Origin of the sequence: Sulfuricystis thermophila (genome assembly GCF_004323595.1) — a bacterium.
GTDB lineage: Bacteria > Pseudomonadota > Gammaproteobacteria > Burkholderiales > Rhodocyclaceae > Sulfuricystis > Sulfuricystis thermophila.
The window spans coordinates 1009333-1021415 of the sequence record NZ_AP019373.1 but is presented as its reverse complement, the minus strand read 5'-3'; the positions used below and the strand labels follow the sequence as shown (position 1 = coordinate 1021415).

Below are 12083 nucleotides of genomic sequence, written 5' to 3'. Positions count from 1 at the left end.
TCAACGCGTTGTGAGTGATTGCGCTGACAAGCCACGCCAGATCAACAGCCAGCCGCAGGCGGCAAATAGCGCCCCGAGCGTATAGGTCATGCCGGCGCCGAGGGGGTCCCATGCCTGGCCGCTGAGCAGGCCGCCCACCATGCCGCCGGCACCGAACGAAATACTGCCATAAACGCCCTGGACGCGCGCCTGCTGGGCAGGTTCGAACCAGCGGATCAGCACCGCCATCGCTGCAGCGTGATAGGCGCCGAAGGTCGCACCATGAAGCAGTTGGGCAAACAGCAGCGCCACGGGATGATCCGCCGCCCAGCCGATCAGCAGGAAGCGCAGCACGGCCAACGCAAAACTCGCCAGCAGGATGGCACGCAGCGAAACATGGCCCATCAGCCGTGGCATGTTCATGAAGACGACGATCTCGGCGATCACGCCGAGCGACCAGAACATCCCGACCGATAGCTTGTCGTAGCCATGCGCGACGAGATGGATCGAGAAGAACACATAGAGTGGGCCATGCGCGACCGACATGAAAAAGCACGCGGCCAGGAGCGCCATCACCGCAGGCCGACGCAAGCGCGCGCCAATCGGGGGTGCCGTGCCACGAACGCCGAGTTTCGTTTCTTCGAGCATCATGGCGCTGGCCAGCACGCTGGCAAGGATCGCGAAACAGGCCCAGAGGACCGCGCCGATCGGCAGGTGATCGAGCAGTGCGCCCAGCCCGAGTACGCTGGCGATGAAACCGATCGAACCCCACAAGCGGATGCTACCGTAACGCTCGGCCTGCCCAGCGAGCCGGTCGAGGGTCATCGCCTCGACGAGCGGCAATGCGGCGCTCCAGAAGAACCAGACGAGCGCCATCGCGGCGAACAGCACGAGTAGATCGCGAGACAGGAAGAAACCAGTGAAACCGATGAGTGCCCCGAACGCGGCGAACTTGACCACCGCGGCGCGTACGCCGAGGTGGTCGGCAAGCCATCCCCAGAGATTCGGTGCCACGAGGCGCATCACCTGCGGAACGGACATCAACACGCCGATCTCGCTGGCCGACAGACCGGCGTCCTGGAGATAGAGTGTGAAATACGGCGCAAACGCCCCGACGAAGGCGAAATAAAACAAATACCAAACGGCCAGCCGCGTGAGCTGCCGGCGGTTTGGCTCGGGTGACTGGCCGTGCTGGCCTGTAGTCAAGCGCAGTGTTTCTGACCGATGCGGTAAGCCATCAGCAATTGATAGATCTCGTCCTTGAGCTTGAGGCGCGCCTTCTTCAAGTCTTCGAGGGTGAAGTCGGCAACCGGCATGTCATGCTCCTCGAGATCCTCGACCTTGCCGGTCAGGCGGTTGTAGCGGGCGAAAAGGGCGGCGAAGAAACCGCTCTCGGCCTTCAGCGTGTCGATGGCGTCGCGCAGTTCCGGAAACTCGCTGTAGAGATCGTGATGGTCGACGTGCATGGCTGTTTTCTTCCCTGTTTGTCGTGTTATCGAAATGGGCCGGATTCTAACAGGCCGAGTCCGGTCCAGCCGGTGGCGCCTGGCCGGGAATCGCGGCAGTCGGACAGTGCACATCGGCACACTGCGCCCGGTGATGCAGAGCGGCATCGATCAGCACCAGCGCGAGCATCGCCTCGGCGATCGGCGTGGCACGGATACCGACACAGGGATCATGACGCCCTTCGGTAGACACCATCACCGGCTGGCCGTCGATGTCGATCGAGCGGCGCGGAATACGGATGCTCGAGGTCGGCTTGATGGCGATGGAGACGCGCACGTCCTGGCCGGTGGAAATGCCGCCCAGGATGCCACCGGCGTGATTGGAGAGGAACCCCTGTGGCGTCAGCTCGTCGCCATGCTCGCTGCCGCGCTGGGCAACGCTACGGAAGCCGGCGCCGATTTCCACCCCCTTGACCGCATTGATACCCATCATCGCATAGGCGATCCGTGCATCGAGCCGGTCATAGACCGGATCACCCCAGCCCGGCGGCACGCCGGTGGCCACGACCTCGATCTTCGCACCGACCGAATCGCCTGCCTTGCGCAGTCGATCCATGTAAGCCTCGAGCTCCGGCACGATCGCAGCGTTCGGCGCAAAGAAAGGATTACGATCGATCTCCACGGCATCGACGAACGGAATCTCGATCGGCCCCAACTGGCTCATCCAGCCGCGGATCGTCACACCGTAACGTTCGCGCAGCCATTTCTTGGCGATCGCGCCGGCAGCGACGCGCACGGCTGTCTCGCGGGCCGAGGAACGCCCACCGCCACGGTAGTCGCGGATGCCGTATTTCTGCCAATAGGTGTAATCGGCATGGCCGGGGCGGAAACTCCGGGCGATCTCGCCGTAGTCCTTGCTGCGCTGGTCGGTGTTGCGGATCAGCAGCGCAATCGGCGTGCCGGTGGTCCTGCCTTCGAAGACGCCGGAGAGAATTTCGACTTCATCGGCTTCGCGCCGTTGCGTCACATGGCGCGAGGTGCCGGGCTTGCGGCGATCCAGTTCGACCTGGATATCAGCGGTGGAGAGTTCGAGCCCCGGGGGGCAGCCGTCGACCACACAACCGATGGCCGGACCATGCGACTCGCCGAAAGAGGTGACGGAAAACAGCGTGCCGAAGGTATTGCCGGGCATCAGAATACGGGCATCAAGTGGCAAAAAAGGCCGAGCAGTCTAGCATCGCTCAGCCGCAGCGTTCGAGCAGCGACTTCTTGCCCGGCTTGCCGCGCCATTCGTCTGCATCCGGCAGTGGCGCCTTGCGTTCGACGATCGGCGGCCACTGCTTGGCCAGCGCTGCGTTCAAGGCGATGAATTCGCGTTGATCGTCAGGTACGTCGTCCTCGGCGAAAATCGCCTCGGCCGGACATTCCGGCACACACAGGGTGCAGTCGATGCACTCATCCGGATCGATGACGAGGAAATTCGGTCCTTCGCGGAAGCAATCGACCGGGCAGACATCGACGCAATCCGTGTATTTGCATTTGATGCAGTTTTCGGTCACCACATAGGTCATCGCTGCTCCCTCCTCATTCAGTGGAACCAGTATAGCCATTCGGTGCCGTCCTGGCACCGCCCGGATCCGCCACGCCCCCGCCAGCGACGGATCCCCCTCCGCTGCGGGCGGCTTCAGCGCCAACGCTTCGAGTTTAGCCGGCGCCCGGCAGGATGCCCCATTTCGGCCCGCGCCGACTTTCAGTCTTTATCGACGTAAGGGTTCTTGCTGCTCTTGAACTGGATGCGCAAAGGCGTGCCCTGCAGTTTGAACGCCTCGACGAAAGTATGCTCGAGATAGCGCACGTAGGCCGGTGGCACGTGTTCGAGGGCATTGCCATGGATCACCACGACCGGCGGATTGCTGCCCCCCTGATGGGCATAGCGCAGTTTGGGGCGCACGTTGCCATGCCGGGGCGGCGCTTGCTTGCGCACGGCTTCGAGCAGCACGCGCGTCAGTTTCGGCGTGGGTAGCTTGGCCATCGCCGCGGCGTAGGCGCGGTCGACCGACTGCAACACGCCCGCCACGCCCTGCCCCTTGAGGGCCGAGATGTAATGCACTCGTGCAAAGCCAAGGAAGTTGAGTTTGCGCTGGATGTCCTGCTTGACCTGCTCGCGGCGATAGGCATCGACGGCATCCCACTTGTTCACCGCCAACACCAGCGCGCGACCGGCATCACAGCAGAAACCGGCGATGTGCGCGTCCTGGTCGGAGATGTCCTGGCTGGCATCGACCATCAGCACGACGACGTTCGCCGCCTCGATGGCCTGCAGGGTTTTCACCACCGAGAATTTCTCGATCGCCTCGAACACCTTGCCCTTGCGGCGCAGGCCCGCCGTGTCGATCAGCGTGTAGCGCCTGCCATTCTTCTCGAACGGCGTGGCGATCGCATCGCGTGTCGTGCCCGGCAGATCGAAGGCGATCATGCGCTCCTCGCCGAGCAGGGTGTTGACGAGCGTGCTCTTGCCGACATTGGGCCGGCCGACGATCGCCACGCGCGGCCCTTCCTCCTCGGGAATCTGTTCCCCTTCCTCGGGAAAGCGAGCCAGCACCAGCTCCAGGAGTTCACGCACTCCTTCGCCATGGGCGGCGGAAATGACATAGGGTTCGCCGCAGCCGAGTTCGTGGAATTCCGCCGCGACGACGTCGCGATTCATGCCTTCCGCCTTGTTGACCACCAGATACACAGGGCGCCCCGAACGGCGCAGCCGCTCGGCGATCACCTTGTCCTGCGGCGTGAGGCCCGTGCGCACGTCGACGATGAACAGCAGCGCATCGGCCTCGGCGATCGCCGCCTCGGCCTGGCGCGCCATTTCATGGACGATACCCTCCTTCGCCTGCGGCTCGAAACCGCCGGTATCGATGACCAGAAAGGGCCGTTTGCCGAGCCGGCCATGGCCGTAGTGGCGGTCGCGTGTCAGGCCCGGCTGGTCGGCCACCAGCGCCGCCCGCGATCGGGTCAAACGGTTGAACAGAGTCGATTTGCCGACGTTGGGACGCCCGACGAGCGCAAGGGTGGGAATCATTTACCGCAGGGAAAACGCCAACACGCTGCCATTCTTCGTTTGCACCACCAGCCTGTCATCCAAGCCCTTCAGACGTCGTGGCGCGGCGGCGATCGCCGAACCATCGGTAGCCTGACGCGCCAAGATGCTGCCGTCGTCCTCGGCGAGCACGTGCAGATAGCCCTCGAAATCGCCGACCACGACCTTGCGGCCCAGGGCGAGCGGGCGGCCTACACCGCGCAGGCGCAGCTTGTCCTGCTTCCACAACGTGGCGCCGCCCGTACGATCGAAGGCCTGCAGCACGCCCTTTTCGTCGCTGACGACGATGGCCCGATGGCCGATGTCGAGGCCGGCCACCGAAGATATGTCGCGCGCCCAGAGCTGCCGGCCGTTGTCGCTGTCGAAACAAGCCAGTCGCCCCTGATAGGCGACGGCACAGACGGTATCCGTTTCGACCACCGGATCGCTGGCGACATCGGCGATGCGCTCGAGCTCGGTCGTGCCACGCGGCAGCGCGACGGAAGCCTCCCACAGTGCCGCACCGTTGCTGCGGGAAATGGCCACCAGTTTGCCGCCGGGGAAGCCGGCGTAGATGGCCTTGTCGATCAGCACGACGCCAGCCGTGGAACGCAACACCAGTGCAGGGGTCGGTCGCTGATACACCCAGCGGCGCTTGCCGTCGACCGCATCGAAGGCGAAGATGCGCGCATCGTTGCTGCGCACGACGACGAGATCGCCTGCCAATGCCGGGGAGGCAAGGATTTCGGAACTGACCTGCGCCTGCCAGGCCAACTTGCCATCTTGCGCATGGAAGGCAAGCACCTCCCCTTTCGGCGTGCCCACCACCACCAGCCGGTCGCTGGCGCCGACACCGCCGGAGAATACCTTGCCCGTCTCGATCCGCCAGACCTGGCGGCCGTCGTCGAGGCGTGCCAGCGTGCCGTCACGCGCTGCGGCATAGACGCTTTCGCCGACCACCGCGGGCGTCAGTACGTATTCCCCGGCCTTGCCGATGCTCGCCTGCCACAGGCGTATGACCTCGGCCTGTGGCTGGAAGGACGGCAGCGGCGCGGGCTTGGACTTCGGCGCCGACTTGCTGAAGGGATTCAACGCATCGACGGTGTCGCTGATGGTGGCGCAGCCGGCCAGCAGCACGGTGGCGCACGACAACAGCAGTGTGGAGAACCTCATGAGGCCACCCCGATCGCGTCGCGTTTGTCCTTCAGGATGTCGAGATACGGTCCGGGCGGCAGACCCTCGGCCTGACGGTCGGCTTCGAGCGCCTTGATCGCCTCTTCATAGGCGCTGCGAGCCTCTTTAGTCTTGCCTTGGGCGGCGAGCACGTCGCCGCGTACTTCCAGGAAGCGTGCCATCAAATTCGGCGTTGGCGGCACGGCAAGGAGCTTCAACGCCTCGTCGAAGGATTTCTCTTCGATGAGCACGATGGCCTGCCTGAGTCGCGCGAGATCGCGTGTACCCTGATCCGTCGCATGTTCCGCCGCCCAACCGTACTGGGCCTGGGCCGATTTCAGATCGCCGGTCTCGGCCAGCACCTTGCCGGCGACCATCGCCGCCATGCCGGCATAGGCCGTGCCCGCATGCTTGTCGACGAGCTCTCCGGCCAGGAGGCGCACGCGTTTCACATCCTGCTGCGCCAGCGCCTGCTGCAGGTTGCCAAATAGCTGCGCGGCCTTGGCGGCCTCGTTGCGTTGCCACCATTGCCAGACCTGCCAGCCGACCACGGCGACCGCGAACGCGACCACCACCGAGGTGACCAGCGTGCCGTGCATCTTCCACCAGGTCTTCAGCTCTTCAATCTGTTCCTGTTCTTCGAGATCGTAGGTTGCCATGCTTCATTCCTCGTTGATTGCCTCATCCGCACCGAAGAGCCAGTCATTCACCGCATCCGCGAGTCCATCGACAGCCACGCGCCATTGTTCCCTCTCGACACGTAAGGGTTTCAAGCTCGCTTCGTTCTTCTGTGCCTCATCCTCGCCGATGATCACCGCCAACTGCGCACCGGAGGCATCGGCGCGTTTCATCTGTGACTTGAAACTGCCGCCACCCATGTGGGTGATGACCGCGCAACCGATGTCGCGCAAGGCTTCCGCGGCGCGGAAGGCCAGCCGCTGTGCCGCCTCGCCCTGATGCACGACATAGACATCGACCGCGGGTGCCTCGGGGAGTTCGCCCTGCGCTTCGAGCAGGGCCATCAGCCGCTCGATGCCCAGCGCAAAACCGCAGGCGGGCGCCGGCTTGCCGCCCAGCTGCGCGATCAGGCCGTCGTAACGCCCACCGGCGCAGACCGTGCCCTGCGCGCCGAGCCGGTCGGTCACCCACTCGAACACGGTGAGATTGTAGTAGTCCAGCCCGCGCACCAGCCGCGGATTGACGCGATAGGGAACCCCGGCATCCTCGAGCAGTTGCTGCACACCTTCGAAATGCTCGAGCGAGGCTTTGCCGAGATAGTCGATCAGCTTCGGCGCCGCTTCGACGATCTCCTGCAGGGCCGGATTCTTGGTATCGAGGATGCGCAAGGGATTGGTGTGCAGCCGCCGCCGGCCGTCCTCGTCGAGCTCTTCGATGTGCTTTTCGAGATAGGCGATCAGGTCGGCGCGATGCCTGGTGCGCTCCTCGAGCTCGCCCAGCGAGTTGATTTCGAGGCGAATCCCTTCCAGCCCCAGATCGTCCCACAGCCGGGCGCACATGAGGATCTGCTCGGCATCGATGTCGGGGCCAGGCAGGCCGAGGGCTTCCACACCGACCTGATGGAACTGCCGGTAACGCCCTTTCTGCGGTCGCTCGTGGCGAAACATCGGCCCCATGTACCACAGCCGCTTCGGCCCATCGTAAAGAAGATTGTGCTGCAGCACGGCGCGTACGCAAGAGGCGGTGCCCTCCGGACGCAAGGTGAGCGCTTCGCCATTGAGCGCGTCGGTGAAGGAATACATCTCCTTTTCGACGATGTCGGTCACCGCGCCGATCGCGCGCGCAAAGAGGGGCGTGGGCTCGACGAGCGGCATGCGGATCGGCCGATAGCCGTAGGAAAACAGCCAATCGCGCACGGTCTCCTCGAAGCGCTCCCAGCGCTCGGATTCGGGCGGCAGGATGTCGTTCATGCCGCGGATGGCTTGCAGGATCTGGCTCATGAATGTTTCGGGTAGGTTCTCTCGACGTAAGCGTCGATGATGGCGCGGAATTCGGCGGCGATGTTCTCGCCGCGCAAGGTGGTGATGCGTTCGCCATCGGCATAGACGGGTGCTGCCGGCGCTTCACCCGTGCCGGGCAGCGAGATGCCGAGATTGGCGTGCTTGCTCTCGCCGGGGCCATTGACGACGCAGCCCATTACCGCCACGGTCATCTCCTCGACGCCACGGTGTTCGAGCCGCCACTCCGGCATCTTCGCCCGCACATATTTTTGGATGTCCTGGGCGAGCTCCTGGAAAAAAGTGCTGCTCGTGCGCCCGCAACCGGGACAGGCGACCACCATCGGCGTAAAGGCCCTGAGTCCCATCGTCTGCAGGATTTCCTGCGCGACGACGACCTCCTTGGTGCGCGGCTCATTCGGCTCCGGCGTGAGCGAGACGCGGATCGTATCGCCGATGCCTTCCTGCAGCAGCACGGCGAGCGCCGCCGTCGAAGCGACGATGCCCTTGCTGCCCATGCCGGCCTCGGTCAGCCCCAAATGCAGCGGATAGTCGCAACGCGCCGAAAGATCACGGTAGATCGCGATCAGGTCTTGGACGCCACTCACTTTGCAGGAAAGCACGATCGCATCGCCGGGCAGCCCCAGCTTTTCGGCCTGCGCCGCCGATTCGAGGGCAGAGGCCACCATCGCCTCGCGCATCAGCCCCGTCGCATCTTTTGGTTCCGGGCGACGGGCATTCTCGTCCATCAATCGGGCGAGGAGCTCCTGATCGAGGCTGCCCCAATTGACGCCGATGCGCACGGGCTTTTGGTATCGGCAGGCGAATTCGATCATGCGCGCGAACTGCTCGTCACGCTTGGCCCCCTTGCCGACGTTGCCAGGATTGATGCGCAGCTTGTCGAGCGCGGCGGCGCATTCCGGCACTTCCGCCAAGAGCTTGTGGCCGTTGAAATGGAAGTCGCCGACGAGCGGCACGTCGAAATGTAACTGCGCCAGCCGCTCCTTGATCTTCGGCACCGCCAGCGCGGCCTCGCGGGTATTCACCGTGACGCGCACGATCTCGGCACCGGCGCGATTGAGCTCCGCAACCTGCTGGGCGGTGGCGAAGACGTCGGCGGTATCGGTATTGGTCATCGCTTGGACGACCACCGGTGCCGTCCCGCCAACGCCGACTTTGCCGACCATGACCTGCCGCGTCGGCCGGCGCGTTGGAACGCTCGCAGTCATGGTCATTCGAGTCTCAGGCGCGCCACTTCGGCGCGGGTGTAGGGAGCGAGGTCGATCGGCTTGCCATCATAGGACAGGGTGACCTTCGTCGCATTGCCGATCACGATGTCAAACGGCGGCTGACCGGTGAGATTCAGCTCGCTGCCCGGCGGATTCTCAGCGCTGTGCAGCACCTGCTTGTTTGCATCGACGACCTCGACCCAGGAACGGTCGGCAAACGAGAAATGCAAAGCCGGCGTCAATCCCTCACCGTTCACCACTTTGGCGGGCGGCAACGCGGGACCGTCGCCAGGCGTGGCAGCGGGCGCCGGCGCAGCAGACGGTGAAGCAGGCGTCAGGCTGGTGGTTTGTCCGATCGACGATTCGGCGCCACCAGCCGCAGTCGCAGGCCGCTGTGGCGCCGGGCCGAAGAAATGCCACAGCACCAACAAGGCAGCGGCCAGCAGCAGCACCAGTGACACAGTCAGCAACGAGGACGATTCACGCGAACCATGTCGTTCGCTGGCAATCCCCATGTTGTCGGGCGGACGCACTTCGGCCGGCCCGCTTGGCAAGGCGGCGTCGAGCTGCTGCAACAAAGCCGCCGCATCCAGTTTCAGCAGGCGCGCGTAGTTGCGCACGAAACCGCGCACGATCGTCGCGCCGGGCAGCGCCGCGTAATCGTCGGCTTCGAGGGCGGCGATCTGACGTGGGCTGAATTTCAGCGTCTGGGCGACATCGTCATGGGTCAGTTGCGCCGCCTCGCGCGCGGCCCGCAGCTGCGCCCCGACAGAAGGGGTTGCTGCTACCGGCGAAGTTTCGCTGCCGGCGATGCTGTGCTCCAACTCGCTCAATCGAACGCTCCGCGCATCATCAACAGATATTCGGGCGAATCACGGAATTTCCCGCGCAGGAGTCCCATGTTGGCCGCCTCGCTCTTGCGGTCGCCGAGTTTGCGGTCGATACGCAACGACAGCCAGACGGTTTCCGCGGTCGGTTCGATCTTCTCATGCAGCTTGCGCAGCCACTCGCGTGCGTCTTCGTAACGTCCGCGCCGGTAATCGATTTCTGCCAACAGGTAATAGGCGCGCAGATCGTTCGGATCGAGCTTCAGGGCACGGAACAGGTAGGACTCGGCGGTGACGTCGTCCTTGTCCATCAGCGCGCACACGCCCATGTTGTGCAGGGCGGTGGCGGGCGTCTTGTAGAGCGGATTGGAGAGCGCCTTGTTGAAATGGGCGAATGAATCCTTGACCCTGCCCGTCTGACAGAGGAACCACCCGTAGTTGTTGCTGATCTCGGGGTTGCCTGGAGCCAGTGCCAGTGCCTGACGGAAGGCCGCCTCGGCCTCCGAGTTCTGGCCAAGAACCATATGCACGAGCCCCTTCAGGTTATAGGCCGGCGCATAGCCGTCCTGAGCCTCGATAGCGATCTTGGCTTCGTTGAGCGCGACTTCATACTGGCCATCGCGCAGATAGGCGAGGCCGAGATCGGTATGTACCTTCGCCCGTTCGCGCGGATCGGCGGCCACGGGCGGGCCGCTCGCCGTCTGCTGTTCCAGATCGGGCAGCGGCTCCTGCTTGGGCGGAGCGGACGTGCCCGCACAGCCTGCCAGGGCGGATGCCAGGGCAAGCAGAAACGTCAACGAGCGCATCGGGATCATAGAACGAGTGCCTCTGGAGATAACTTGATCGAACTGCGTTTGGTCCTGTCCCTGACCTGCCCCGCCAACTGGCCGCAAGCCGCGTCGATCTCATCACCGCGGGTTTTCCTCACTGTCGTGACGATGTCGGCAGCCATCAGGATTTCCTGGAAGCAGCGCACGTGCTCCGCGGAAGGCTTGCGAAAACCCGACTCCGGGAAGGGATTGAACGGAATCAGGTTGAACTTGCAGGGGATGTCGCGTACCAGTTTCAACAAAGCGCGCGCATCCTCGGCGTGATCATTCACCCCCGCGAGCAGCACGTATTCGAAGGTAATGAAATCGCGCGGCGCGTTTTCCAGATAGCGCCGGCAGGCCGCCATGAGCTCTTTGAGCGGATATTTCTTGTTGAGTGGCACCAGTTGATCGCGCAAGGCGTCGTTCGGCGCATGGAGAGAGACCGCCAGCGCCACCGGACAATCCGCACGTAGCCGATCGATCGCCGGCACCATCCCGGCGGTGGAGACGGTGACACGCCGGCGCGACAGGCCGTAAGCATGGTCATCCAACATCAGCCGCAAGGCGGCGACGACATTGTCGTAATTGGCGAGCGGCTCGCCCATGCCCATCAGCACGACGTTGCTGATCACCCGCTCTCCGGAATCGCTCACCCCCGGCTGCTTGACCGCGCCGAGCATGCGGTTCGCGTGCCAGAGCTGGCCGATGATCTCGGCCGTCGTCAGATTGCGGTTGAAGCCTTGCCGACCCGTCGAGCAAAACGCGCATTCGAGCGCGCAGCCCACCTGCGTCGACACGCACAGGGTGCCGCGGCTGGCTTCGGGAATGAACACCGTCTCGACGGCATTGCCCTGCCCCACGTCCAGCAGCCACTTGCGCGTGCCATCGGCAGCCGTGCTGTCACGCACGGGGACAGGGCCGCGAATCTCGGCCGTTTCCGCCAGCTTCTCACGCAGGCTTTTCGCCACATCGGTCATCTGCCCGAAATCGTCGACGCCGAAACGATGCATCCAGCGCAACACCTGGCGGGCGCGGAAGGGTTTCTCGCCCAACTGCGCGAACCAGGCTGTCAGCCCATCGATATCGAAATCGAGCAGATTGGTCGTCATCAACGGCCGGAGAAAACGTCCAGTTCCGGGAAGAAATAAGCGATCTCGGTCTTCGCGGTCTCGGGACCGTCGGAACCATGCACGGCGTTGGCATCGATGCTCTCGGCGAAATCGGCACGAATGGTGCCTTTCTCGGCCTTCTTCGGGTCGGTGGCGCCCATCAGTTCACGGTTCTTGGCGATCGCATTCTCGCCTTCGAGCACCTGGATCATCACCGGGCCGGAGGTCATGAACTTGACGAGATCCTTGAAGAACGGGCGCTCCTTGTGCACGGCATAGAAACCGGCGGCCTCGCGCTCGGAAAGCCAGGCCATGCGGGCAGCGACGATCTTGAGGCCGTTGGTCTCGAAACGGGAATAGATCTTGCCGATCACGTTCTTCGCCACGGCATCGGGTTTGATGATCGACAGGGTACGTTCAATGGCCATTGGTAAAAACCTTTCTTTTCCAACTGATTGATAAGCAAAACAAAGGGCTGCGA

13 protein-coding genes are annotated in these 12083 nt (G+C 63.8%); all 13 read right to left on the bottom strand.

Annotated features, from left to right (window positions below):
- Positions 1-1185, bottom strand: coding sequence for an MFS transporter (locus M52SOB_RS05190; RefSeq protein ID WP_131110889.1), 1185 nt, complete (start codon positions 1183-1185; stop codon positions 1-3).
- A complete protein-coding gene (locus M52SOB_RS05185) occupies positions 1182-1445 on the bottom strand; it encodes an HP1242/YdcH family protein (protein WP_131110888.1) in 264 nt (87 codons plus the stop codon). Before M52SOB_RS05185 ends, M52SOB_RS05190 begins: the two co-directional genes overlap by 4 nt.
- A 46-nt stretch (positions 1446-1491) precedes the next feature.
- On the bottom strand, positions 1492-2616 hold the full coding sequence (gene aroC / locus M52SOB_RS05180; protein WP_131110887.1) for a chorismate synthase: 1125 nt from the start codon (positions 2614-2616) through the stop codon (positions 1492-1494).
- A gap of 49 nt (positions 2617-2665) precedes the next feature.
- A complete protein-coding gene (gene fdxA / locus M52SOB_RS05175) occupies positions 2666-2995 on the bottom strand; it encodes a ferredoxin FdxA (protein ID WP_131112441.1) in 330 nt (109 codons plus the stop codon).
- 179 nt (positions 2996-3174) lie between these two features.
- On the bottom strand, positions 3175-4500 hold the full coding sequence (der, locus tag M52SOB_RS05170) for a ribosome biogenesis GTPase Der (protein ID WP_131110886.1): 1326 nt from the start codon (positions 4498-4500) through the stop codon (positions 3175-3177).
- Positions 4501-5670: an outer membrane protein assembly factor BamB gene (gene bamB, locus M52SOB_RS05165; RefSeq protein ID WP_131110885.1), complete on the bottom strand. Its 1170-nt coding sequence runs from the start codon at positions 5668-5670 to the stop codon at positions 4501-4503.
- Complete coding sequence (locus tag M52SOB_RS05160) at positions 5667-6329, bottom strand: tetratricopeptide repeat protein (protein ID WP_131110884.1); 663 nt, start codon at positions 6327-6329, stop codon at positions 5667-5669. The genes bamB and M52SOB_RS05160 overlap by 4 nt, the downstream gene beginning before the upstream one ends.
- A 3-nt stretch (positions 6330-6332) precedes the next feature.
- On the bottom strand, positions 6333-7628 hold the full coding sequence (gene hisS, locus M52SOB_RS05155; protein WP_131110883.1) for a histidine--tRNA ligase: 1296 nt from the start codon (positions 7626-7628) through the stop codon (positions 6333-6335).
- On the bottom strand, positions 7625-8854 hold the full coding sequence (ispG, locus tag M52SOB_RS05150; protein ID WP_284155214.1) for a flavodoxin-dependent (E)-4-hydroxy-3-methylbut-2-enyl-diphosphate synthase: 1230 nt from the start codon (positions 8852-8854) through the stop codon (positions 7625-7627). Before ispG ends, hisS begins: the two co-directional genes overlap by 4 nt.
- Before the next feature lie 2 nt (positions 8855-8856).
- Positions 8857-9687 carry a helix-turn-helix domain-containing protein gene (locus M52SOB_RS05145; RefSeq protein WP_131110881.1) on the bottom strand — a complete coding sequence of 277 codons (831 nt, stop codon included), beginning with the start codon at positions 9685-9687 and terminating at the stop codon, positions 8857-8859.
- Positions 9684-10487, bottom strand: a complete 804-nt coding sequence (gene pilW, locus M52SOB_RS05140; protein WP_172601752.1) for a type IV pilus biogenesis/stability protein PilW — start codon at positions 10485-10487, stop codon at positions 9684-9686. Before pilW ends, M52SOB_RS05145 begins: the two co-directional genes overlap by 4 nt.
- A 5-nt stretch (positions 10488-10492) precedes the next feature.
- Positions 10493-11602, bottom strand: coding sequence for a dual-specificity RNA methyltransferase RlmN (gene rlmN / locus M52SOB_RS05135; RefSeq protein ID WP_131110879.1), 1110 nt, complete (start codon positions 11600-11602; stop codon positions 10493-10495).
- Positions 11602-12030, bottom strand: a complete 429-nt coding sequence (ndk, locus tag M52SOB_RS05130) for a nucleoside-diphosphate kinase (protein WP_131110878.1) — start codon at positions 12028-12030, stop codon at positions 11602-11604. Before ndk ends, rlmN begins: the two co-directional genes overlap by 1 nt.
- Positions 12031-12083 lie beyond the last annotated feature (53 nt).